Genomic DNA, 23004 nt, shown 5'->3' with positions numbered 1-23004 from the left:
CCGTCGACCGTTACCATCGGTCCGACAAGTCAGTAGCGTGACGAACAAGGGAGCACCGTGAGCGAAGAGGCCAACGAACCCGAAGTCCTGGTCGAACAGCGGGACCGGATCCTCATCATCACGATCAACCGGCCGAAGGCCAAGAACGCGGTCAACTCCGCGGTGGCCAACGGCCTGGCCGCCGCCGTCGACCGGCTCGACGACGAACCCGGCCTGTCGGTCGGCATCCTCACCGGCGCGGGCGGCTCGTTCTGCGCGGGCATGGACCTCAAGGCCTTCGCCCGCGGCGAGCTCCCGATCGTCGAGGGCCGCGGCATGGGCTTCACCGAACGTCCGCCGGTCAAGCCGCTGATCGCGGCGGTCGAGGGCTACGCGCTGGCCGGCGGCACCGAGCTGGCGTTGGCGACCGACCTGATCGTGGCCTCCAAGGACTCGGCGTTCGGCATCCCGGAGGTCAAGCGCGGCCTGGTCGCCGGGGGCGGCGGGCTGCTGCGGCTGCCGCAACGCATCCCGTCCGCGATCGCCATGGAGCTGGCACTGACCGGTGAAAACCTGAGCGCCGAGCGCGCGCACGCGCTGGGAATGGTCAACGTCCTCGCCGAGCCCGGATCGGCGCTGGACGCGGCGATCGAGCTGGCCGAGAAGATCGCCGCGAACGGGCCGCTGGCGGTGGCCGCCACCAAGCAGATCATCGTCGAGTCCCGCGGCTGGAGCCCCGAGACCATGTTCGCCGAGCAGAACAAGCTGCTCGCCCCGGTGTTCTCCTCCAACGACGCCAAGGAGGGCGCGATCGCCTTCGCCGAGAAGCGCCCGCCCAAGTGGACGGGCACTTAATCGGTCAGGTAGCGCTGCAGCGTCGGCCCCAGCCGGCCGACCAGGTCCTCGATGCTGGTCGACGCGAGCGGCTCGATCTTCAGCTGGTAGCGCGCGAAGGCGAGCCCGGCCAGGTGGCTGGCCACCAGCTCGACCCGTAGCTCGGCATCGGCAACCCCGAATTCCGTCGCGACCCGCTCGGCGATCGGGCCGGCGAGGCTGTCGTGCAACACCTTTCGCGCCTCGGGGTGGATCGCCGCCGAACGCCACAGCGTCAGGAAGGGCTCGAACACGGCGCCTTGTTCCCAGTGCTCGAGGAAGCGGCGCGCCAGCCGTTCGCCGACCCGTTCGGTCCCCTCGTCGAGCAGCGTGGCCAGCTGGTGCAACGGGTGCTCGGGACCGGTCAGCGTGGACGCGGTGAACAGACCTTCCTTGTTGCCGAAAAAGTAGTAGACCATCGCGACGTCCACACCGGCGTCGGCCGCGATTGCGCGGACGGTGGCCCGTTCGTACCCGTCGCGCATGAAGCGTTCGCGCGCCGCATCGATGATGCGCTGTCTGTTCACTTGGCCGGTGCGCCACCGGCCGGCGCGCCGCGCTGCTGGCATGCGCACCAGAATACTTCAACAAGCGTTGGCGAATGCCGTCGCGCGGCGTACCTTAGTTGTTGAACGAAGGTTGAAGTATTAGCTGAAGGAGGCCTTCAATGGTGACGAGGACGCGGCGACGCCTGTGGTGGCGCCACCTGATGTCGGTCCTGTTGTTCCCGGCGACGATGACGCTCGTGGTGCCGGCCCTGATCGTCGGCACGGCCGGCGTGCACGAGCCGCGCCTGGATGCCGCGCCGACGATCGCGCTGATCACGGTCGGCTGCGTGCTGATCGCCGCCGGCCTGGCCCTGATGATCTGGACGAATGTGCTGTTCGACCGGGTGGGCGAGGGGACGCTCGGGCTGGGCAACGTGATGGGGGAGCCGGTCCATCTGGTGGTGCGGGGCCCGTATCGGCACGTGCGGAACCCGATGATCACCGGCGTGCTGTGCATCCTGCTCGGCGAGGCGGCCATCATTGCATCGGGCCCGCTATTGCTTTGGTTCGCAATCTTTTTCACGTTCCAGGCCATCGCCATCCGGTTCTGGGAGGAACCCCATCTCGCCGAGCGCTACGGCCGTGAATACGTCGACTATCGAAGCAACGTGCCGCGCTGGATCCCGCGGGTCTCGGCCTGGGATCCGCCCGCCCGCTCCTGAGGCGGTGGCAAGCGCCGGCACCGATCGCAACTCGGGGTTCCCGTCCCACCGTTGCCGTCGAGGGACCCGCCGTGACCAGGGCGCCCGTCGCGCGGCAAGCTCGGCATCGAGGGACAATCCGGCTGAGTTACACTGCAGACGAGATTTGTAAAGGGCCGGGAATCCAGAAGGATCGAGGATGAGCATTTCGTTGCTGCTCGAGATGGCCGTGTCCGGCGACGCCGAGCGCACCGCGGTGGTGTCCGGCGATTTGCGGCTGACCACGCAGCAGCTCAGCGATCTTGCCGACGGCGGCGCGGGGGTGGTCGCGGCCTCGGGAGCCAAGCACCTGGTGTACGTGGGCACCGGCGGCGCGATGCTGCCGGTGTTGATCTTCGCCGCGGCGCGCGCCGGGGTGGCGTTCACGCCGATCAATTACCGGCTCTCCGCCGAGGGCATCCAGGCGCTGATCGAGCGGCTGCCCGAGCCGTTGGTGGTGGTCGACGGTCGCTACCGGGAGATGATCGGCGGCGTGTCGGACCGGGTGATGGTGTCCGACGACTTCCTCGACGCCGCCGGCGGTGCCGAGCCCGCGGCGGAATTCCCCGATCCGGACGCCGTCGCGATCGTGCTGTTCACGTCGGGCACCACCTCGCAGCCCAAGGCCGTCGAGCTCTCGCACAACAACCTGACCAGTTACGTCACCGGGACGGTGGAATTCGGGGCGGCCGCCGACACCGATGCCGCGCTGATCTGCGTGCCGCCGTACCACATCGCCGGGGTCAGCGCCGCGCTGTCGAATCTGTATGCCGGCCGCAAGATGGTGTACCTGCCCAATTTCGATGCGCAGGAATGGGTTCGGCTGATCAACACGGAGAACGTGACCACCGCGACGGTGGTGCCGACCATGCTCGACCGCATCGTCACGGTGCTGGAGAACGGGGACGGGCCGGCCATCGAGTTGCCGTCGCTGCGCAACCTCGCCTACGGCGGCTCCAAGGTCGGTTTGCCGCTGGTTCGCCGGGCCCTCGAGCTGCTGCCCGACGTGGGCTTCGTCAACGCCTACGGCCTGACCGAGACCAGCTCGACGATCGCGGTGCTGACACCCGACGACCATCGCGCGGCGCTGGCGGCGTCGACTCCGGAGGGCGCGCGGCGGCTGGGGTCGGTCGGGCAGGCGGTGGCGGGCATCGAGCTGCAGATCCGCGACGAGGCCGGCAACGTGCTGCCGCCGGGCGAGACCGGTGAGCTGTTCGTGCGGGGCGAGCAGGTCTCGGGCCGCTATACCGGGATCGGTTCGGTGCTCGACGAGAACGGCTGGTTCCCGACCAAGGACATCGCCATGCTCGACGACGAGGGCTACCTGTTCATCGGTGGGCGCAGCGACGACACGATCATCCGCGGCGGCGAGAACATCGCGCCCGCCGAACTCGAAGAGGTCCTGGTCGAGCACCCCCACGTGCGGGACGTCGCCGTGGTCGGGGTCGAGGATCCGCAGTGGGGCCAGGCGATCGTCGCGGTGGTGGTGCCGGCGCCGGGCGTCGACCCCGACCCCGCGGAACTGCGCGAATTCGTCCGCAAGAGTTTGCGCGGATCACGCACCCCCGACGAGGTAGTGTTTCGCGACGAGCTGCCCACCACCGCCACCGGCAAGGTGTTGCGGCGGGAGATCATCCAGACCCTCACGGAATTGCGCTCCGCGCCGGCCCAGCAGTAAGCGATCAAGGACGGAAATCAATGATCAAGAACGGAACTCGTCTCGCCAGCCAGGTATGCGACACCCAGGTGATCGTCGTCAGAAGCGCGGACAGCCTCGACGACCTGCGGTGTGGCGGTGCGCCGATGGTGCCGGTGGGCGCCGAGCGCTCGGGCGAACTGGACCCGGCGTTCTCCGACGGCACGGTCATGGGCAAGCGCTACGTGGACGAATCCGGCGCCGAGGTGCTGGTGACCAAGCCCGGCGCCGGAAGCCTGAGCATCGGGCAGACCGCGCTGCACCTCAAAGAGGTCAAGCCGCTACCCGCGAGCGACTGACGACGTCACTGCGAGCCGGCAGGCTTGCCCGGGATCTTGTTCCGGAGAACGAATTCCTTTGCCTTGATCAGGAATTCGAGCTGCTCACCCACTTGGTGTAGTGGGCCTGCGTTGCGGGTCGACCGCGACAGGACGATGGCGCCCTCCAGCGCGGAGATCGACATCACGGCCAGCGACGCGGCGTCAGCGTCGTCGAAGCCGTCATTGACGAACGCGCGGGTGAGCGCGGTGCACCAGCGGCCCAGGATCGCGCCGGCCTCGGTGGAGAGCTTGGGCCCGTCACCGTCGGAACACCCGATCGCCGCCGCCACCACCGGGCAGCCGGCGGTGAAGCCGCCCTCGGTGAGCAGCCGCTCCCAGTACCCGACGAACTCGGCCAACAACTCCCGGGCGCCGCGCCCGGCGGCGTCGTCGATCAGGGCGGTGATGGAGTCGCCGGAGTAGCGCAGCGCTTCGGTCAGGATCTGATTGCGCCCGTCGGGAAAGTGGTAGTAGACCGAGCCACGCGGGGCGCCACTGCGGGCGAGCACCGCGTCGATCGTCACGCCCGCGGCGCCGCGCTCACGCATCACCTCGGCGGCGCTGGCCAGCATTTTTGTCCGGGTGTCCCCGCGCTTCGTCGGGGCGTCACCGATAGTCGGCACTGTCGTACCTCCCGAGGCTGGCGTCATGCAGCGTGCGAGTGGCGCAGCGCCGGCCAGTGCATATGACGCGGGCTGAAGCGGAATGTCCGGCGCCGCAACTCTGGCATCTCGCGGGTGAATTGATAGCCGGCGACGTTGAGCTCAATGATCCACATGGTGTTCTCCCGGCCTGTGTGCGGCCCTTGATTATGCTAAGAACCATATAAGACATCCGTAAATTAAGCAATTTCTCAGGCGAAATGTGACGTACGCCGCACAAACAGGGCGCGTCGGCGCGGCGGTCCGCACTTGCGGCCGCGTGAACCGGCCGAAAATATGCTCTATTGCATAACCGCTAGAACGCGGCCAGGGACGGCCCCCCAAACGCCGAACGCGCACCCACGGCGAAAAATCGGCAGATATCTCGCCCTGCGTGCACGTTCGACGCGGGATTTAGCTTTCGATCGTGTGGCCCATCGGCATCAGCACGCTCTTCTGCTGGGTGAAGTGCTCGACGCCCTCGGGTCCGTTCTCGCGGCCGATGCCGGAGTTCTTGTAGCCGCCGAACGGGCAGCACGGGTCGAACGCGTACCAGTTGATCGCGTACGTCCCGGTGCGGATCTTCTCCGAGACCTCGATGCCCCGCTGCACGTCGGCGGTCCACACGCTGCCGGCCAGCCCGTACACCGAGTCGTTGGCGATCTTGATCGCATCCTCCTCGGTGTCGTAGGGGATGATCGAGAGCACCGGCCCGAAGATCTCCTCCTGGGCGATCGTCATCTTGTTGTCGACGTCGGCGAACACCGTCGGCTGCACGAAGAAGCCGCCGTCGAGGCCCTCGGGACGGCCGCCGCCGCACACCAGCCGCGCACCCTCCTCGATGCCCTTGGCGATGTAGCCCTCCACCCGGGCCCGCTGCTTCTCCGAGATCAGCGAACCGATCTGGGCGGCCGGGTCCGACGGCAGGCCCACCGGCAGCGCCTGCACGAAAGTGCTTACCGCGTCCACGATTTCGTCGTACCGCGAGCGCGGAGCCAGGATGCGGGTCTGGGCCACGCAGGCCTGCCCGGTGTTCATGATCCCGGAGAACACCAGCATCGGGATCGCCGAAGGCAGGTCGACGTCGTCGAGGACGATGGCCGCCGACTTCCCGCCCAGCTCCAGGGTGCACGGCTTGAGCATGTCGGCGGCGCGACGGCCGATCTCCTTGCCCACCGCCGAGCTGCCGGTGAAGGAGAAGATGTCGACGTCCGGGTTGGAGGTCAGCGCCTGCCCGGTCTCGATCCCGCCGGGCACCACCGACAGCACGCCATCGGGCAGCCCCGCCTCGGCGAAGGCCTCCGCCAAAGCGTTTGCGCTCAGCGGTGTTTCGGCCGCCGGCTTGAGCACCACCGTGCAGCCGGCCAGCAGCGCCGGGCCCAGCTTGTTGACCGCCAAAAACAGCGGCACGTTCCAGGCCACGATCGCGCCCACCACACCGATCGGCTCGCGGTGGACGATGCTCTGCCCGTAGCCGCCGGTGCGGACCTCTTTCCACTTGACCTGGTCGACGGCCGGGCCGGCGAAGAAGTTCAGCGCCCCGATCGAGCTCATCCAGTGCATCGTTTCGACGGTCGTCGGCGGCTGGCCGGTCTCGGCCGCGAGCAGCTGGGTGAACAGGTCCTTGCGCTCCTCCATCACCTTGAGCGCGTTGGCGATGACGGCGGCGCGCTCCTTCGGCGGCGTGGTCGGCCACGGGCCGTTGTCGAAGGCCGCGCGGGCCGCGGCGACGGCGGCGTCGACGTCGGCCGCGGCGGCCAGCGGCACCTTGCCGACGTAGTCACCGGTGGCCGGACAGGTCACCTCGATCACCTCGGAGGTCGACGGTTCCGTCCACTTGCCGCCGATGAAAAGCTTGTCGTATTCGGTCTTAGCGTCTGTCATCTTCCGCCACTCCTCCTGCTTGTTCAGATCGCACTGCCCTGTCATCGTCGTCGGCGGGCATGCGCGCCACCCTACCCAAGCCAGGGCAAAACGAGAACACGTTTCACTCTTGGGGTTGCAGGACCAGCACCAGATTGCTCACCAGGAACTCGCGCAGCACCGGCACGCCCGTCAGCCACCACGCCCATCGCGGGTGGTAGCGGGGAAATGCGGCCAGCGCGGCGCCGGTGTTCGCGGCCCACGTCAGGCCGTCGGCCGCCGACACCTCGAACAACGACGACCCGTAGTTGTTTTTGGCGGGATGGCCGTGCTTGCGCGCGTAGCGCGCCGCGGCGCGCTCGCCCCCCAGGTAGTGGGTCAGGCCCATCTCGTGTCCGCCGAACGGGCCCAGCCAGACCGTGTAGGACAGCACGGCCAGCCCGCCGGGCCGGGTCACTCGCAGCATCTCGGCGCCGAGTTGCCAGGGCCGCGGCACGTGTTCGGCGACGTTGGACGACAGGCAGATGTCCACCGAATCGTCGGCGAACGGCAGCGCCATGCCCGACGCGCGCACGAAGGTTCCCCCGGCCGCCGCGTCGGCGGGTCCGGCCGCGTGCATCTCGCCCGGGTCGGGCTCGACGCCGACGTAGTCGAGTCCGGCGCGGGCGAAGGCCGTCGCGAAGAAGCCCGGCCCGCCGCCGACGTCGAGCAGCGTGCGGCCGGCGGGGGAGTCCGCGTGGGCGGCGCGCCACAGGTCGCTCACCATCGCCACGGTGTCGGCGGCCAGCGCGCCGTAGAAGCGGGCGGGATCGGTCTGCTCGTAGCGAAACTCCGACAGCAACCGCACCGAGCGGGCCAGCGTCGCCCGGCGAGCGAAGAGGTCGGTCACGGCCACCGGCCAACCCTACGGCCGGGCGCGCAACCGGGCGCGCACATAGTGTGGCGGCAAAGAGGGTACGGAAGCGACGAAGACCCAGACGACGGCTCCGACGAAGGTGGCTCAGGCAGCGAAATGGATGTTCCCGATTGGGTGTGGGCCCTGACCGTCTTGGCCATCGTCGGGCTGTTGGCCTTCGACTTCTTCTTCCATGTCCGCAAGGCGCACGCCCCGACGCTGCGGGAGGCCGCGCTGTGGTCGATGGCCTACGTCGGCATCGCGCTGCTGTTCGGCGTCGGCCTGCTCGCGTTCGGAGGCCACGAGGAGGGCCCGGAATACTTCGCCGGGTACGTCACCGAGAAGGCGCTCTCGGTCGACAACCTGTTCGTCTTCTTGATGATCATGGCCAGCTTCCGGGTGCCGCGCGAGGATCAGCAGAAGGTGCTGCTGTTCGGGATCGTCTTCTCGCTGATCGCGCGGACCGGCTTCATCTTTCTGGGCGCCACGCTGATCAACACGTTCGCATGGGTCTTCTACCTGTTCGGGCTGATCCTGCTGCTCGCCGCCGGCGGCGTGCTGCGGCCCGACGAGCGCGAGGAATCCCACAAGGCCGACAACGTCGTCATCCGGATCGCGAAGAAGGTCCTGCACACCACCGAGCACTATGACGACGACAGGTTGTTCACGATGGTGGATGGCCGGCGCGCGATGACGCCGATGCTGCTGGTCATGGTGGCCATCGGTGGAACGGACATCTTCTTCGCGCTCGACTCGATCCCGGCGATCTTCGGCCTCACCCAGAACGTCTACATCGTGTTCACCGCGACGGCCTTCTCGCTGCTGGGCCTGCGCCAGCTGTACTTCCTCATCGAGGGCCTGCTGGACCGGCTGGTCTACCTCTCGTACGGCCTCGGGGCGATTCTGGGCTTCATCGGCGTCAAGCTGATCCTGCATGCGCTGCACGAGAACAACGTCCCCTTCATCAACGACGGCGAGCCGGTCTCGCTGGTCGAGATCAGCACCTACCTGTCGCTGGCCGTGATCGTCGGCGTTCTGGTCGTCACCGTCGTCGCCTCGTTGCTGAGCCCCATGGGCAAGGCCCGGACGGCCATCGCCGGCGCCCGGCGGCACGCGACGGCCTATCTCGACTCCGAATACACCCACGACGCGGGCGAACGCGAGCGCATCTTCCGCAAGCTGCTGGACGAGCGCGACCAGATCCTCGCGCTCGGTCCCAAGTACCGCCAGCTGGTCCGCGACGAGCCGGCGCTGATCGACCTGTTCGACCGCGCGGCCGCCAAGCACGACGAAGCCGTCGGCCGCGGCGAGGCCGAGCCGTTCGTCAGGATGGGCCTGACCTCCTGAGAAGCCGGCCGCCGGCGCGCGCTGTGTAGTGTTGCGCTCTAGTGTTCGATTCCCTGCTTGATGCGCTCGGCAACTCGTGGTGGGCGTATCCGCTGATCCTGGCCTCGTGCACTTTCGACGCCATCCTCCCCCTGTTGCCGAGCGAGACGGCGCTGCTGACCGGCGGCATCCTCGCGGCCAACGGTTCGATGCTGCTGGGCTGGGTGATCGTCATGGCGGCCATCGGCGCGTTCGTCGGCGACAACCTCGCGTACGCGATCGGCCACTCGGCCGACGACTTCGCCCGCCGCTGGATCACCCGCGGCGAGAAGGGACAGCGCAGCCTGGACTGGGCCCACCGGGAACTGGAGCGGCACGGGGGCCCGCTGGTGATCGTGGCCCGGTTCCTGCCCGGGGGCCGCACGGCCACCACCATCGCCTGCGGCGTGCTGGACTTCCCCTATCGCCAGTTCGTGGTGTTCGACGCGATCGGCGCCGTGGTGTGGGCGACGCTCAACACCCTGATCGGCTACATCGGCGGCAACGCGTTCGCCGATAACACGGTCGCGGCGTTCGCGGTGGCGTTCGGGACGGCGCTGGCGCTGGCCGGGATCATCGAACTGATCCGGTGGGTGCGCCGTCGCGCCCGGCAGGAAGGGCGGGTGCGGCGCTAGCGGTCCCGCATGGCGCGCCGACCGATTCCCATTAGGCTGACCGGTGATGTCTGCTCTGCGCTCGGTCCTGCTGCTGTGCTGGCGCGATACCGGGCACCCGCAGGGCGGCGGCAGCGAAGCCTATCTGCAGCGCATCGGTGCGCAGCTGGCCGCCTCGGGGATCGACGTCACGCTGCGCACCGCCCGCTATCCCGGCGCGGCGCGCCGCGAAGTCGTCGACGGCGTGCGGATCGACCGCGCCGGTGGCCGGTACTCGGTGTACGTCTGGGCGTTGCTGGCGATGGCGGCGGCCCGGCTCGGGGTGGGCCCGCTGCGCAAGGTGCGGCCCGACGTGGTCGTCGACACCCAGAACGGGTTGCCCTTTCTGGCGCGGCTGGTCTACGGCCGCCGCGTGGTGGTGCTGGTGCATCACTGCCACCGCCAGCAGTGGCCGGTGGCCGGCCCGGTGCTCGGCCGGCTCGGCTGGTTCGTCGAGTCGACGCTGTCGCCCCGGGTGAACCGGCGCAACCAGTACGTGACGGTGTCGCTGCCGTCCGCGCGGGACCTGGTCACCCTGGGCGTCAATGGCGCGCAGATCGCGGTGGTGCGCAACGGCCTGGATCTGGCGCCGGCGCAATCGTTGTCGGGCCCGCGCGCGGCCGCGCCGCGCGTGGTCGTGTTGTCGCGGCTGGTGCCCCACAAGCAGATCGAGGACGCGCTCGAAGCGGTCGCGGCGCTGCTGCCGCGGACGCCGGGCCTGCATCTCGACATCGTCGGGGACGGCTGGTGGCGCGAGCGGCTCGTCGAGCACGCGCGACGGCTCGGCATCTGCGCCGCGGTGACGTTCCACGGTCACGTCGACGACGTGACGAAACACCATGTGCTGCAAGCGGCTTGGGTGCACGTGCTGCCCTCGCGCAAGGAGGGCTGGGGGCTGGCGGTCATCGAGGCGGCCCAGCACTCGGTGCCGACCATCGGCTACCGGTCCTCGGGCGGCCTGTCGGACTCTATCGTCGACGAGGTGACCGGGATCTTGGTGGACACCCACGCCGAGCTGGTGGACCGTCTCGAGGAACTGCTCGCCGATCCGGTGCTGCGCGACCAACTCGGCGCCAAGGCGCACACCCGCAGCGGCGAGTTCTCCTGGGCGCAAAGCGCCGACGCGATGCGCGGCGTGCTGGACGCGGTGCACTGCGGCCGCACGGTGCACGGACTAGTCACCGGGCGGGGCTGACCGAGGCGCGGCGCCGCCACGCGCCGATTCCCGCGCCGGCGCCGCCCGCGACCAACAACGCCAGCCACGCCGCATGGGCGATCACCGTCGCCGCCCGGCGATCGGCCGACACCCCGGCGCTTTGCCCGCCGACCCGGTAGAGCGCGATCGCGTCGTCCCGGTAGACCGGCGCCAGCGCGCCCAGGGTGCGGGCGGCCGCCCCCATGTCGCCGGCGCTGTCCGATTCCACCACCAGCCATCCCACGCCCGCCGCCGCCAGCGCCGACGGATCGGGCCCGGCCAGAAGCAGCCGCTGCACTTCGCGGGCGTGCGCGCCCTCGCCTGCGATGGTGGACCCCGAGATCACCAGGTCGCCGCTGCTCAGCACCTCGGCGCGCACCCAGCGCGGCAGCGGGTCCAGCACCGGCGCGGCGCCCGACCAGAAGAAGAGCCGCATCGTCCCGGCCGGCAATACCGCCACCGCGGCCGGCCGTGCGTTGATCGCCGCGGCGACGGCGGTCCAGCCGTGCGGGTAGTGAACCGGCGACACCTTGCCCCACACCCCCCAGGCCAGGTCGGGCAGCGCCAGGAGCAGCGCCAGGCAGCAGACGAGCGCCGCCGCAACGTCCGCAGGCGGCGGCGTCCGCCGTCGCAACGTCACCACCGCGCCGGCGCCCGCCACCGTGTAGCCGGGCACGGCGAGCGCCACCCACTTCTGCCCGTCGCGCAGCACGCCGAATCCCGGCACGGCGTCGACCACCGCGCCCAGCAGGTGCAGGCCCGGCCCGGTGGCCAGCGCCGCGGGAACCAGCACCGACACCGCGGCCAGCACCAGCAGCGGAACCGCCACCGACCGGCGGGCGACCGCCGGCAGGCCCGCCGCCACGATCCCGAGCAGCACCACGGCCGAGGACACCGCGAAAAGCGTGGCGCGCGAAGCGGGTACGGCGTCGCCGTTCCAGATTCCGCCGAGGCTGGCCAGGCTGGCGAGCGTGCCCAGGCCGGGCTCGGCGCGCGGCGCGAACGCCTCGACCCCCAGCCGGTTCGCCGCGGTGTGGGCGGTCAGCGAAGCGCCCAGCGCCGACGCGACCAACCACGGCAGCGCGGCCACCAGCGCGACGCCCAGCGCCGCCGCGGCGCACCACCGGCGCGGCCAGGGCCCGGCCGTGCCGTCACCCGGGGCGGCCACGCAGACCAGCGCCACCGTCGCGGCCAACAGCAGCCCGGTCGGGGTCAGACCGGCCAGCGCGATCCAGAAGGCCAGCCCGAACAGCGAGCCGGATCCCGCGCGCAACGTCAGCATGGCCGTCGCCACCCAGGGCAGGCAGCCGTAGCCGACCAGCAGGCTCCAATGGCCCTGCAGAAGTCGTTCGGCGACATAGGGATTCCAGATCGCCAGCGTGATCGCGACGAACTGCCCGGGCGCGCCCGCAGGCGGCAGGGCCACCTCGACGAGCCGGGCCGCGCCCCAGCCCGCCAGCCACAACCCCACCACGAGCAGCGCTTTGACCACGATGCCGCCGTCGACCACATGCGAGGCGAGCGCCACCGCGAAATCCTGGGGGGTGGCGCGCGGCGCCGAGGTCAACCCCAGGGCGGTGTCGGACAGGTATGACCGCGGCGTCGAGACGGCGTCACGCAGCAGCAGGTACCCCGGGGCCAGCAGCGGCCCGACCACCAGCAGCGCCAGGACCAGTGCGTACCCGGGTCGGGTCCAGCGCACGGTTACCGCATCCGGGCCGGCTATTCGCGGTCGTGCGGGCCGGGCGGATTCGACTCGGTGGGCCCGGCCTCGGTGGGCTCGTCGGGGCCGGACGGTCCGGGGGCCCCAGGCGAGCCGGCCGAGCCGGGCGGATCCCCGCCGGACTCCTGGCGCAGATCGGGACGCTGGGTGGGCAGCTTCTCCGTCTCGGCCTCGGCCCCGGGCACCGGCTCCTCGAGGCCGCTGCGGCCGAAGAAGTCCTGATCGCCGCGATCCAGGCCAGGGTCGGTCAACGCGCTCTCGCTGCGCAGGCTGAACGAGGCGAGCAGCCCCCCGCCCACCAACGCGATCAGCCCCACCGCGGTGAACGTGATCGGCAGCACCCGCGACCACAGCGCCAGCCGGTCGCGCTCGTCGCGGGCCGCGTTGACCTGGGATTCGACCGTGTCCTCGTTCGAGGTGACCTTGTAGTCGGCCAGCGTGAGCTCCGGCTTGAGCGGGTCCCGGGCGAAGTAGTGGTCGGCGTGCTCGGTCTGCTTGACGATGGTGCCCGACACCGGGTCCACCCAGAACGTGCGCTGCGCCGCGTAGTAACGGGTCATGGTGATCTGTTCGTTCGGATCGCCGCCCTGGACGCCCCACATCGACGCCGACGTGGTCTGCTTGGCGTCCTCGTTGCCGGCCAGCAGCGACGGGTACGCCACCGGGGCCACCAGCTTGCCATCGCCGTTGTAGCCGACGTTCTGCGTGAACTTGTAGGTGGTCAGCCCGTTGACGTCTTCCTCGGCGTCGTAGTTGACGTCGAACGGCTTCTGGGCGATCGGATCGAAGTAGGGATAGGTCTTCTTCTCGGTGTGGAACGGGAACCGGTACGACAGCCCGTCGTGCCGCAGCGGCATCGCCGTGGGCGGGTTCTCGTCGTTCACGGCGCGCGGCTTCTGGACCGAGCCGCCGGTGTGGGTGTCGTCGGAGACGGCCAGCGCGGTCTTGCGGTTGAGCGTGACGGTGTCGACGATCGCCAGCAGCAGCCCGCTGTCCTTCTGCTTGTCCGTGCGCCGCAACGAACTTCCGACCTGCAGGGTGACCACGTCGGCGTTGGCGGGCGACTCGACGCTGATCTGCTGCTGGGAGACCAGCGGCACGTTCTGGTTGACGACGACGTGGTCGGTGGACAACGACGCGGAGTCCAGCGCCGTCCCGGTACCGTCGCCGACCAGCGTGGCGTCGAGGTCCAGGGGGACCTTGGTGATCCTGCTGGTGGTGTACGTCGACAACAGCAGCGCGGCGATCAGCAGGGCGGCTCCGAGTCCGATGATCCCGCATGCGGCGAACCGCAACATGACTGCTCGGTTCACGTCGCTGTGCCCTCCTCATGTCCTTGCATTTCTCAGCCGCGACCCGACCCGAGCGAGCAGCCCGGGGCAAACTCGTTTGACCCTAACAGCAGAAAGTAAGGCGGCGGCTTACGAACCTGATGCTCGTGCGGGCGGGTCCTTCGGGTGTACCCATTCGCCGGGCAACCCAGCACGGGCACACTGTGGTGGTGGGCGACGACCAGCGGGTGGGCGGGGTGCGCAGCTTCCTGCCGGCGGTGGAAGGGATGCGCGCCTGCGCGGCGATGGGCGTGGTGGTCACCCACGTCGCCTTCCAGACCGGGCACTCCAGCGGCGCCGCCGGCCGGCTGTTCGGCCGGTTCGACCTCGCCGTCGCGGTGTTCTTCGCGCTGTCGGGTTTCCTGCTGTGGCGCGGGCATGCCGGGGCGGCAAGGGATCTGGGACCCCGCCCCCGCACCGGCCACTACCTGCGGTCCAGGGTCGTGCGCATCATGCCGGCCTATGTGGTCGCCGTCGTCGTGATCCTCACTCTGTTGCCCGACGCTGACCACGCCAGCCCGACGGTGTGGCTGGCCAACCTGACCCTCACCCAGATTTACGTGCCGCTGACGCTCACCGGCGGGCTGACCCAGATGTGGAGCCTGTCGGTCGAGGTCAGCTTCTATCTGGCGCTGCCGGTGCTCGCGCTGCTGGCCCGCCGGCTCCCGGTGCGCGCGCGGGTGCCGGCGATCGCCACGCTGGGCGCCCTGAGCTGGGCGTGGGGCTGGGTGCCGGGCCACGCGGCCGAGGGCGTCAACCCGCTCAACTGGCCGCCGGCGTTCTTCTCCTGGTTCGCCGCCGGCATGCTGCTGGCCGAGTGGGTCCACAGCGGCGTCGGGTTCCCGCACCGCATCGCGCGCCACCGCCTGGTGATGGCCGTCGTCGCGGCGGCGGCCTACCTGGTCGCGGCGTCGCCAGTGGCCGGCCCGGAGGGTCTGGTGCCCGGCACGCCCGCGCAGTTCGCGGTGAAGACCGCCATGGGCGCGCTGGTGGCCTTCGCGTTGGTCGCGCCGCTGGTGCTGGACCGGCCCGACACGCCGCACCGGATCTTGGGGACCGCCGCGATGGTCACCCTGGGCCGCTGGTCCTACGGCCTGTTCATCTGGCACCTGGCCGCGCTGGCCATGGTGTTTCCGGTCGTCGGGACGTTCCCGTTCACCGGCAACATGCCGACGGTGTTGGTGCTGACCTTGGTCTTCGGGTTCGCGATCGCCGCCGTCAGCTACGCGCTGGTGGAGTCGCCCTGCCGAGAAGCCTTGCGGCGCTGGGAGAAACGCGAGCGACCCGCAGATTCCGCGCAGGCCGTCGATGCGGAGGCGGACGCGATCGCGCCCTAGCCGCTGCGGTCCGTCCATCGTTCCAGCGCGTCCGCGGCCAACCTAAGGGCAGGTTCACCGGCGGTGACGAGCTGATACGTTCGTCGGGGTGCGCACAAGATTCGACTTCGACTTCGTGACAACGGCATCGCCTCATGAGGTCGTCGAACTCATGACCGATTTCTCGCCCAACCGACCGCACCGCTGGCCGGCATTGTCGGCCAAGGCGTTCGAGGTGTACCACGTCGGCGAGACCGAGGCCGACGTGCGCGAGGGCCAAGACTTTCCGAAGGTGTGGGCCAAATGGCACTACGACTGGACGAAGCCGAATTCGGTCACACTGACGGTCGTCGAAAGCGATGCGCAGGCGCCGGGCAGCTTCATGACGCTCGAAGCCACGCCCAGGCCCGCGGGTGGCAGTTCCGTGCACGGCGTGTGGGAACAGACCTCGGCGAATCTGACCGGCCTGATCGCTGTCGCGATGATGCGGTTCGCCGGACCACGATTGCTGTCGTCGTACTACAAGAAGGTCTACGACGGGTTGGCGGCCTGACGTCTATCGGTGTCCACCTAGACGTCTGCTGGTGCTACTGGCATGACACACCGCTAGCTGGGCACGGCTTCGATGACGCAGAGCGGGCCTGCCGTCTGCACCACGCGCTGCAGTCGGAAGCCGCCCTGCCGGAGTAGGTCGGTCCACTGCGTGAGGCTGCGCTCCAGTGCGCCCGCCATTACGAGCATCTCCATATCGGCGTAGTGGCCCAGGAATTCGCGGTCGTGATCGGGGACGACCATCTCCAGCAGCAGCAGCGTCGCGCCCGGAGGGGCCGCGGCTTTGATGGTGCCCAGGATCGCGATGGCCGTGTCATCGGGCCAGTCGTGGATGACGTTCTTCATCACATAGGCGTCAGCGGCCGGCACGCTTTCGAAGAACGACCCGCCCGTCACAGTGACTCGGTCGGCGACACCGTGCGCGGTCAACACCGGTTGCGCCCCCTCGACTGCCTCGGGGAGGTCGAACAGCACGCCGCGGGCATCGGGGGCGGCGGTGAGAATCGACGACAGTAACCGGCCGTGGCCGCCACCGATGTCGGCGATGACACCGAATTGGGTGAAGTCGTAGGCGGCGACCACCGCCGCCTCCAGCACCGACGACGTGGAGGTCATGGCGCTGTTGAAGATCTCCGCGAACTCCGGGTCGTCGCGGAGATAGTCGAAGAAGTCCTTACCGAACACTTTTGAGGGGTTCGGCTCTCCGGTGCGCACCGCGTCGGCCAGCCGCGTCCAGTTCGCCCGGTGCTGCGGCGAGCCGAATAGCAGGGCGGCCCCACGCGTCGAGACCGGCGAATCGGTGCGCAACGTGTCGGCCAGCGCGTTCAGTGCGAAACGGCCGTCGCGGCGCCTGCGAAACACGCCGCGGCTGATCAGCAACCGCATCAGCCGCGCCACGCTGTCCGGGTCGGCCCCGATGCGCCCCGCCAGTTCCTCCTTGGTCAGCGGGCCCGCGGCCAGCGCGTCGGCGATACCCAGCTGCGCGGATGCCGAGATGGCCTGCGACAGAAAGGCTCCGAAGATGAGATCGATGACCGCGATCGGCGGAGGCGCCAGTCGCTGGTGTAGCCGCCCCACGTGATGACGGACTCGTTCGACCGCGCGAGCCACCCGGGCGGGCGGCAGTTTCGGGGTCGATGTCGGTGACTTAGGCGGCATCGTTCTCCATTACCCGGTGATGACAGGACTCGACAAGTATCACTTCTTGCTCTCGAGCGCCCCCCGCCGCCTCATATCGGGTGGCTTGCCGTCGATTTCGAAGGTGTCGGGTCAGCGGGCTTCCGCGGTCTGAAGCCGTTGCAGGATCCGGTCCCGGACCGCCGAGCGGCGGGCCTTGCCGGCGTCGTCACGCAACGGGGTGTCGACGAATTCAATGAAGTCGGGGCCGGGTGGAACCTTGTACGCCGCCAGGTGTTCGCGCAGGAAAGCCTGCACGCCAACGGAATCCAGGGTGGAGCCGTCGGCCGTGTGCACCAGGGCGTAGGGCACCTGGCCCAGGTCCCCGTGCGGAACTCCGACGACCAGACACGACAACACCTCCGGGTGCGCCGACAGCGCGTTCTCGATCTCGGCGGGGTAGACGTTGCGGCCGCCGACGGTGAACATGTCGACGCGGCGGTCCGACAGGTACAGGAAGCCGTCGTCGTCGAAATACCCGAGGTCGCCCAGCGAGTCCCAGCCGTCGCGGCTTTTCGCCGTGGCGCCGACGTAGCGGTAGGTGGGCGCGCTGTCGGGCCCGGGCCGCATGTAGATCTCGCCGACCACACCGGGCGGGCACGGGTTGCCGTCGTCGTCGAGCACCTTCATCTCGCCGGCGACGACCACGCCCACCGAACCCCGGTGCGCCAGCCACTGGTCGCCGGAGATGAAGGTCAGCGCCTGTAATTCGGTGCCGCCGTAGAGTTCCCACACTTTCTCCGGGCCCAGCAGGTCGATCCACGCCTGCTTGATGGCCGGCGGGCACGGCGCCCCCAGGTGCCAGAACCGCCGCAGCGAGGACAGGTCGTAGGAGCCGGGGTCGGCGTGATAGACCGGCAGCGTCCGCTGCATGATCGTCGGCACCGTCGTCAGGAACGTGACGCGATGATCGGTGATCAGCCGGAGGAACTGAACCGGATCGAACCGGCTCATCAGCACCAGGTGATGGCGCATCAGCAGGGCGATGGTGGCCGTGGTGAAGCCCGTGTTGTGGCTCAGCGGCACCGGCACCAGCGTGGTGTCGCCCTCCTGGGCGCCCAGCGGGTAGCCGATCAGCGGCGGTATCCGGCTGTCGCCGCCGGATTCGATCAGCTTGGGCCGCCCGGTGCTGCCGCCGGATCCCATCGCCTTCCACACCGGCGACACCGCCTCGGGCAGCGCGCCGTCCGGCAGCGCCGGATTGGGCACGAAACCCGCTGGCACACAGGGGAATTCGACATGATCACGCCCCACCAACAAGGCCGGTGGCCGCAATTCGAGCAGGCCCGCCAACTCCGCGTCGGGCAGCCGAGCCGACAGCGGCTGGGGCACCGCGCCCAGCTTCCAGCAGGCCACGGCGGCCTGGATCCACTCGATCGAGTTCGGCAGCACCATGGTCACGTAGTCGCCGACACCCACGCCCCGCTCGGCGTAGGCCCGGGCCAATCGATTCGTCGAGCGGTCGAGCTCGGCCCGGGTCAGGGTCACCCCGTCACAGGTGACGGCCGGCTCGTCGGGGGCGAGTTGGGCTAGCTGCGAAATCTGGGTGCCGATCGGCGGGACCGGCTCACTCATAGCCACCCTGACGCTCGAAGATGCGGCGCGGATTGTCGACCAGCATGGTGTGCAGCTGCTCGTCGGTGACGCCGCGCTCCTTGAGCGCGGGGATGACGTCGTTGTGGATGTGCAGGTAATGCCAGTTCGGGGCCATCTGCGGCACCAGCTCTTCGGGGAGCGCGTCGAAGTAGCAGTTGGCGTCGTGGGAGAGCACCATCCTGTCGGCGTGCCCACGCTCGCACATCTCCGCCACGATCCGCACCCGCTCCTCGAACGGCGAGATCACGTCGAGGCCGAACCGATCCATGCCGAGGTAGGAGCCGGCGGAGATCAACTCCTCGAGGTAGCCGATGTCGGTGCTGTCGCCGGAATGGCCGATCACCACCCGGGTCAGGTCGACGCCCTCCTCCTCGAAGATGCGTTGCTGCTCGAGGCCGCGTCGCAGTCCGGCGTGGGTGTGCGTGGAGATCGGCACCCCGGTGCGTTTGTGCGCCTGGGCGACGGCGCGCAGCACCCGCTCGACGCCGGGGGTGATGCCGGGCTCGTCGGTGGCGCACTTGAGGATTCCGGCCTTGATGCCGGTGTCGGCGATGCCCTGCTCGATGTCGCGGACGAACATCTCGGTCATGATCTCCGGGCCGCCCAGCAGCCCGCCGGGGCCCTCGTAGTGGAACCGGAACGGCACGTCGTTGTAGGTGTAAAGCCCGGTCGCCACAACGATATTCAGCTCGGTGGCCGCCGCGACGCGGGCGATGCGCGGGATGTAGCGGCCCAGGCCGATCACCGTGAGGTCGACGATGGTGTCCACGCCGCGGGCCTTGAGCTCGTTGAGCCGGTCGATGGCGTCGGCCACCCGCCGTTCTTCGTCGCCCCAGGCTTCGGGATAGTTCTCGGCGATCTCGGTGGTCATGATGAACACGTGCTCATGCATGAGCGTGACGCCCAGTGCGGCGGTGTCGATGGACCCGCGGGCGGTATTGAGTTCTGACACGCCACTGATGCTAGGTCGACGGGCACGTGACGAACAGGGTCGTTTTGTTCCGGTGCGCCCCGACGGCCGCGCCGTTGCAGTACCGTCACCCTCGTCTGCGTCGAGAACCGCTGGGAGTCCCGCCATGTTGCTCAATCCCAATCACCTGCAACGCCAGTACCCGGACCGCCGCTCCGCGGAGATCATGGCCTCGACGGTGGACTTCTTCGAGTCCCGGGGCAAGGCGCGGTTGAAGTCCGACGACCACGAACGGGTCTGGTACTCCGAGTTTTTGGACCACATCGGCCGCGAGCGCATCTTCGCGTCGCTGCTGACGCCCTCGGACTACGGGGTCGACGATTGCCGCTGGGACACCTACCGGATCAGCGCGTTCGCCGAGATCGTCGGCTTCTACGGGCTCAACTACTGGTACCCCTTCCAGGTCACCGCCCTGGGCCTGGGCCCGATCTGGATGAGCGCCAACGCCGACGCCAAGCGCAAGGCCGCCGGGTTGCTCGAGGCCGGCGAGGTGTTCGCGTTCGGCCTGTCGGAGCGGACGCACGGTGCCGACGTCTACCAGACCGACATGAACCTGGCGCCCTCCGACGGGGGCTGGGTCGCCAATGGGGAGAAGTACTACATCGGCAACGCCAACGTCGCCCGGATGGTCTCCACCTTCGGCAAGTTCGCCGGCACCAACGAGTACGTGTTCTTCGCCGCCGACTCCCAGCACGAGCGCTACGACCTGATCAAGAACGTGGTGAACTCGCAGAATTACGTCGCCAACTACGCGCTGCGCGACTACCCGGTGACCGAGGCCGACATCCTGCACCGCGGCACGGAGGCCTTCCACGCCGCGCTCAACACCGTCAACGTCTGCAAGTACAACCTCGGCTGGGGCGCGGTCGGCATGTGTACCCACGCGATGTACGAGGCGGTCACCCACGCGTCCAACCGCATCCTGTACGGGACCGTCGTCACCGACTTCACGCATGTGCGGCGACTGCTCACCGACGCGTATGCGCGGCTGGTCGCGATGCGGATGGTCGCCACGCGCGCCTGCGACTACATGCGCAGCGCGTCGGGCACCGACCGCCGCTACCTGCTGTACAGCCCGCTCACCAAGGCCAAGATCACCAGCGAGGGCGAGCGCGTCATCACCGCGCTGTGGGACGTCATCGCCGCCAAGGGCGTGGAGAAGGACACCATCTTCGAGGCGATGACCCGGGAGATCGGCCTGCTGCCCCGGCTGGAGGGCACCGTCCACATCAACATCGGGCTGCTGGGCAAGTTCATGCCCAACTTCCTGTTCGCGCCCAGCACCGAATTGCCGGTGCTTCCGCGCCGCGACGACGCGGCCGACGACTCGTTCCTGTTCGACCAGGGCCCGACGGGCGGCCTGGGCAAGGTGCGCTTCCACGACTGGCGCGCGCCGTTCGAGAGCTTCGGCCACCTGCCCAACGTCGCGCTGCTGCGCTCGCAGGTCGACGTGCTCGCCGAGATGCTGGCCAGCGCCACTCCGGATGCCGCGCAGCAGAAGGACATCGACTTCGCGTTCGCCGTCGGTCAACTGTTCGCCACGGTGCCCTACGCCCAGCTCATCTTGGAGGAGGCCGGGCTCTCGGGCTCCGACAAGAGCATCGACGAGGGATTGCTCGACGAGATCTTCGCCGTGCTGGTCCGCGACTTCAACGCCTACGCCGTGGAGCTGAGCGACAAGCCCGCGACGACGGACGCCCAGGCACGCTACGCGATGCGGATGATCCGCCGCCCGGTCCACGACCCGTCGCGGTACGCGCAGATCTGGAAGGAGCACGTCCTTCCGCTCAGCGGCGCCTACCAGATGCGCCCCTAGGTTCGTTGCGCCCCTGAAGTTCGCTCGCCGAGCGCCCGGCCGGCCGGGCGTTGGGATTCGAGCGCCCGGGCCGCCGGGCACTCGGCGGGGCGGCTGGACCCGAGACCCGACACCCGAGACCCGACACCCCTTGACTGTGACGCAGGTCACCGTAGTATGACCAGTGGTCATCGAAGCGAGGAGCCAGCATTGCCGACGGTCACCTGGGCGCGCGTCGACCCCGCTCGTCGCGCCGCGATCATCGAAGCCGCGGAGGCGGAATTCGGGGCGCACGGCTTCTCCCGCGGCAGCCTCAACGTCATCGCGCGCCGCGCGGGCGTCGCCAAGGGCAGCCTGTTCCAGTACTTCGCCGACAAGCGCGACCTGTACGCGTTCATCGCCGACATCGCCAGCCAGCGGGTGCGGGCCTACATGGAGGGGCGCATCCGCGAACTCGACCCGAGCCGGCCCTTCTTCGAGTTCCTGACCGACTGGCTTGACGCCTGGGTGGCCTACTTTGCCGACCACCCGCACGAGCGCGCGCTGCACGCCGCGGCGACCCTCGAAGTCGACACCGAGGCCCGCGTCAGCGTGCAGAACGTCATCCACCGCCACTACCTGGAAGTGATGCGCCCGCTGGTCCGCGACGCGCACGTGCGCGGCGACCTGCGCGCCGAGTCGGACACCGACGCGCTGTTGTCGTTGCTGCTGTTGATCTTTCCGCACCTGGCGCTGGCGCCCTACATGCGCGGGCTGGACCCGGTCCTCGGGCTCGACGAGCCCACCCCCGAGCAGCCGGCGCTGGCCGTGCGCAGGCTCGTCGGCGTGCTGGCCGCGGCGTTCTCGGAGGACTCCTCCGTCAATTCAGCCCCCCAACGATCTGAGGAGGTCTCATGAATCGAACCCGAATCGCCTCGATGGCCGAGGGCGGCCTCAACTGGGACAGCTTGCCGCTCAAGCTGTTTGCGGGCGGCAACGCGAAATTCTGGAATCCGGCCGACATCGACTTTTCCCGCGACCGGGAGGACTGGGAGCGCCTCACCGACGACGAACGCAGCTATGCGACGCGGTTGTGCGCCGAGTTCATCGCCGGCGAGGAATCGGTGACCCAGGACATCCAGCCGTTCATGGCCGCGATGCGGGCCGAAGGCCGGCTGGGTGACGAGATGTACCTGACGCAGTTCGCCTTCGAGGAAGCCAAGCACGTCCAGGTGTTCCGCATGTGGCTCGACGCCGTGGGCATCACCGAGGACCTGCACTACTTCCTCGACGACGTCCCGACCTACCGCACCATCTTCTACGAGGAACTGCCGGAGTGTCTGAACGCGCTGACGCTCGATCCGTCGCCGGCCGCCCAGGTGCGGGCGTCGGTGACCTACAACCACATGGTCGAGGGCATGCTGGCGCTGACCGGCTACTTCGGCTGGCACAAGATCTGCGTGGAGCGCGGCATCCTGCCCGGCATGCAGGAGCTGGTCCGGCGGATCGGCGACGACGAGCGCCGCCACATGGCGTGGGGCACCTTCACGTGCCGTCGCCACGTGGCCGCCGACGACGCCAACTGGGGCGTCTTCGAAACGCGCATGAACGAACTCATGCCGCTCGGGCTGCGGCTGATCGAGGAGGGCTTCGCCCTCTACGACCCGATGCCCTTCGGCCTGTCGGTCGACGAGTTCATGGCCTACGCCTCCGACAAGGGGATGCGGCGGTTCGGCACCATCTCCAGCGCCCGCGGCCGGCCGCTCGGCGAGATCGACCTGGACTACTCGCCGCTGCAGCTCGAGGACACGTTCGCCGACGAGGACGAAAAGGCGCTGGCGGGCGCGTCGGCCTAGCA

At 69.2% G+C, this 23004-nt stretch carries 22 protein-coding genes; 12 read left to right on the top strand and 10 right to left on the bottom strand.

The window, feature by feature from the left end; all coding sequences use genetic code 11:
* Nucleotides 1-57 precede the first annotated feature (57 nt).
* Nucleotides 58-834 (top strand): crotonase/enoyl-CoA hydratase family protein, encoded by a 777-nt coding sequence (locus K883_RS07390; RefSeq protein WP_008261853.1) that lies wholly within the window; start codon nt 58-60, stop codon nt 832-834.
* Here K883_RS07390 and K883_RS07385 read toward each other — a convergent pair.
* Nucleotides 831-1421 (bottom strand): TetR/AcrR family transcriptional regulator, encoded by a 591-nt coding sequence (locus K883_RS07385; RefSeq protein ID WP_008261850.1) that lies wholly within the window; start codon nt 1419-1421, stop codon nt 831-833. The genes K883_RS07390 and K883_RS07385 overlap by 4 nt on opposite strands.
* Before the next feature lie 98 nt (nt 1422-1519).
* Here K883_RS07385 and K883_RS07380 point away from each other — a divergent pair, with 98 nt between their 5' ends.
* The 3 genes from K883_RS07380 (at nt 1520) to K883_RS07370 (ending at nt 4075) form a co-directional block, all read left to right on the top strand.
* Nucleotides 1520-2062, top strand: a complete 543-nt coding sequence (locus tag K883_RS07380; RefSeq protein WP_008261849.1) for a methyltransferase family protein — start codon at nt 1520-1522, stop codon at nt 2060-2062.
* Between the two features lie 178 nt (nt 2063-2240).
* Nucleotides 2241-3758 carry a class I adenylate-forming enzyme family protein gene (locus tag K883_RS07375; protein ID WP_008261848.1) on the top strand — a complete coding sequence of 506 codons (1518 nt, stop codon included), beginning with the start codon at nt 2241-2243 and terminating at the stop codon, nt 3756-3758.
* Between the two features lie 20 nt (nt 3759-3778).
* Nucleotides 3779-4075, top strand: a complete 297-nt coding sequence (locus tag K883_RS07370; RefSeq protein WP_008261847.1) for a hypothetical protein — start codon at nt 3779-3781, stop codon at nt 4073-4075.
* Between the two features lie 5 nt (nt 4076-4080).
* Here the strand turns inward: K883_RS07370 and K883_RS07365 are convergent, their stop codons facing one another.
* The 4 genes from K883_RS07365 to K883_RS07355 form a co-directional block, all read right to left on the bottom strand.
* Nucleotides 4081-4746 (bottom strand): TetR/AcrR family transcriptional regulator, encoded by a 666-nt coding sequence (locus K883_RS07365; RefSeq protein ID WP_172417544.1) that lies wholly within the window; start codon nt 4744-4746, stop codon nt 4081-4083.
* Entirely contained in the window at nt 4743-4874 is a 132-nt protein-coding gene (locus K883_RS28170) for a hypothetical protein (protein WP_014381414.1), read from the bottom strand. The genes K883_RS07365 and K883_RS28170 overlap by 4 nt, the downstream gene beginning before the upstream one ends.
* A gap of 277 nt (nt 4875-5151) precedes the next feature.
* The gene (locus tag K883_RS07360) at nt 5152-6621 is read right to left on the bottom strand and encodes an aldehyde dehydrogenase (protein ID WP_008261845.1); all 1470 of its coding nucleotides are present in this window, start codon (nt 6619-6621) and stop codon (nt 5152-5154) included.
* Between the two features lie 103 nt (nt 6622-6724).
* Nucleotides 6725-7495, bottom strand: coding sequence for a class I SAM-dependent methyltransferase (locus K883_RS07355; RefSeq protein ID WP_008261844.1), 771 nt, complete (start codon nt 7493-7495; stop codon nt 6725-6727).
* A gap of 117 nt (nt 7496-7612) precedes the next feature.
* On the opposite strand from K883_RS07355, the gene K883_RS07350 reads away from it, so the two are divergent.
* From K883_RS07350 to K883_RS07340, 3 genes are read left to right on the top strand one after another with little or no spacing between them, the layout of a single operon-like run.
* Complete coding sequence (locus tag K883_RS07350) at nt 7613-8842, top strand: TerC family protein (RefSeq protein WP_008261842.1); 1230 nt, start codon at nt 7613-7615, stop codon at nt 8840-8842.
* Between the two features lie 41 nt (nt 8843-8883).
* The gene (locus tag K883_RS07345; protein ID WP_008261841.1) at nt 8884-9495 is read left to right on the top strand and encodes a DedA family protein; all 612 of its coding nucleotides are present in this window, start codon (nt 8884-8886) and stop codon (nt 9493-9495) included.
* A 46-nt stretch (nt 9496-9541) separates the two neighbouring features.
* Complete coding sequence (locus tag K883_RS07340) at nt 9542-10708, top strand: glycosyltransferase family 4 protein (RefSeq protein ID WP_008261840.1); 1167 nt, start codon at nt 9542-9544, stop codon at nt 10706-10708.
* On the opposite strand, the gene K883_RS07335 is transcribed toward K883_RS07340, so the two are convergent.
* Both K883_RS07335 and K883_RS07330 read right to left on the bottom strand, forming a co-directional pair.
* A complete protein-coding gene (locus K883_RS07335) occupies nt 10692-12410 on the bottom strand; it encodes an MmpA family trehalose lipid delivery protein (RefSeq protein ID WP_008261839.1) in 1719 nt (572 codons plus the stop codon). The genes K883_RS07340 and K883_RS07335 overlap by 17 nt on opposite strands.
* A gap of 20 nt (nt 12411-12430) precedes the next feature.
* Nucleotides 12431-13744, bottom strand: a complete 1314-nt coding sequence (locus K883_RS07330; RefSeq protein WP_157884951.1) for a cell envelope lipid trafficking protein PgfA — start codon at nt 13742-13744, stop codon at nt 12431-12433.
* Nucleotides 13745-13863: 119 nt separating this feature from the next.
* Here K883_RS07330 and K883_RS07325 point away from each other — a divergent pair, with 119 nt between their 5' ends.
* Nucleotides 13864-15099: an acyltransferase family protein gene (locus K883_RS07325; RefSeq protein ID WP_085976860.1), complete on the top strand. Its 1236-nt coding sequence runs from the start codon at nt 13864-13866 to the stop codon at nt 15097-15099.
* Nucleotides 15100-15187: 88 nt separating this feature from the next.
* Nucleotides 15188-15631, top strand: coding sequence for a hypothetical protein (locus K883_RS07320; RefSeq protein WP_008261835.1), 444 nt, complete (start codon nt 15188-15190; stop codon nt 15629-15631).
* Nucleotides 15632-15684: 53 nt separating this feature from the next.
* On the opposite strand, the gene K883_RS07315 is transcribed toward K883_RS07320, so the two are convergent.
* The 3 genes from K883_RS07315 to K883_RS07305 form a co-directional block, all read right to left on the bottom strand.
* A complete protein-coding gene (locus K883_RS07315) occupies nt 15685-16707 on the bottom strand; it encodes a methyltransferase (protein WP_008261834.1) in 1023 nt (340 codons plus the stop codon).
* Nucleotides 16708-16899: 192 nt separating this feature from the next.
* On the bottom strand, nt 16900-18381 hold the full coding sequence (locus K883_RS07310; protein ID WP_008261833.1) for an AMP-binding protein: 1482 nt from the start codon (nt 18379-18381) through the stop codon (nt 16900-16902).
* Nucleotides 18374-19354, bottom strand: a complete 981-nt coding sequence (locus tag K883_RS07305; RefSeq protein ID WP_008261832.1) for a phosphotriesterase family protein — start codon at nt 19352-19354, stop codon at nt 18374-18376. Before K883_RS07305 ends, K883_RS07310 begins: the two co-directional genes overlap by 8 nt.
* Nucleotides 19355-19478: 124 nt before the next feature.
* On the opposite strand from K883_RS07305, the gene K883_RS07300 reads away from it, so the two are divergent.
* The 3 genes from K883_RS07300 (at nt 19479) to K883_RS07290 (ending at nt 23002) form a co-directional block, all read left to right on the top strand.
* Nucleotides 19479-21188 (top strand): acyl-CoA dehydrogenase family protein, encoded by a 1710-nt coding sequence (locus K883_RS07300; RefSeq protein ID WP_008261831.1) that lies wholly within the window; start codon nt 19479-19481, stop codon nt 21186-21188.
* A 189-nt stretch (nt 21189-21377) separates the two neighbouring features.
* The gene (locus tag K883_RS07295) at nt 21378-22064 is read left to right on the top strand and encodes a TetR/AcrR family transcriptional regulator (protein WP_008261830.1); all 687 of its coding nucleotides are present in this window, start codon (nt 21378-21380) and stop codon (nt 22062-22064) included.
* Complete coding sequence (locus K883_RS07290; RefSeq protein WP_008261828.1) at nt 22061-23002, top strand: R2-like ligand-binding oxidase; 942 nt, start codon at nt 22061-22063, stop codon at nt 23000-23002. Before K883_RS07295 ends, K883_RS07290 begins: the two co-directional genes overlap by 4 nt.
* The last annotated feature ends 2 nt before the right edge of the window (nt 23003-23004 follow it).

Origin of the sequence: Mycobacterium sp. TKK-01-0059 (assembly GCF_000709305.1) — a bacterium.
Taxonomy (GTDB): Bacteria; Actinomycetota; Actinomycetes; order Mycobacteriales; family Mycobacteriaceae; genus Mycobacterium; species Mycobacterium intracellulare.
This window is presented reverse-complemented; position numbering and strand designations above follow the sequence as displayed.

Coding starts and splice junctions, on each gene's coding strand:
- K883_RS07385 (WP_008261850.1), bottom strand. CDS start 1,421: ATGCCAGCAGCGCGGCGCGCCGGCCGGTGGCGCACCGGCCAAGTGAAC.
- K883_RS07380 (WP_008261849.1), top strand. CDS start 1,520: ATGGTGACGAGGACGCGGCGACGCCTGTGGTGGCGCCACCTGATGTCG.
- K883_RS07375 (WP_008261848.1), top strand. CDS start 2,241: ATGAGCATTTCGTTGCTGCTCGAGATGGCCGTGTCCGGCGACGCCGAG.
- K883_RS07370 (WP_008261847.1), top strand. CDS start 3,779: ATGATCAAGAACGGAACTCGTCTCGCCAGCCAGGTATGCGACACCCAG.
- K883_RS07365 (WP_172417544.1), bottom strand. CDS start 4,746: ATGACGCCAGCCTCGGGAGGTACGACAGTGCCGACTATCGGTGACGCC.
- K883_RS28170 (WP_014381414.1), bottom strand. CDS start 4,874: ATGTGGATCATTGAGCTCAACGTCGCCGGCTATCAATTCACCCGCGAG.
- K883_RS07360 (WP_008261845.1), bottom strand. CDS start 6,621: ATGACAGACGCTAAGACCGAATACGACAAGCTTTTCATCGGCGGCAAG.
- K883_RS07350 (WP_008261842.1), top strand. CDS start 7,613: ATGGATGTTCCCGATTGGGTGTGGGCCCTGACCGTCTTGGCCATCGTC.
- K883_RS07340 (WP_008261840.1), top strand. CDS start 9,542: ATGTCTGCTCTGCGCTCGGTCCTGCTGCTGTGCTGGCGCGATACCGGG.
- K883_RS07325 (WP_085976860.1), top strand. CDS start 13,864: ATGCTCGTGCGGGCGGGTCCTTCGGGTGTACCCATTCGCCGGGCAACC.
- K883_RS07310 (WP_008261833.1), bottom strand. CDS start 18,381: ATGAGTGAGCCGGTCCCGCCGATCGGCACCCAGATTTCGCAGCTAGCC.
- K883_RS07300 (WP_008261831.1), top strand. CDS start 19,479: ATGTTGCTCAATCCCAATCACCTGCAACGCCAGTACCCGGACCGCCGC.
- K883_RS07290 (WP_008261828.1), top strand. CDS start 22,061: ATGAATCGAACCCGAATCGCCTCGATGGCCGAGGGCGGCCTCAACTGG.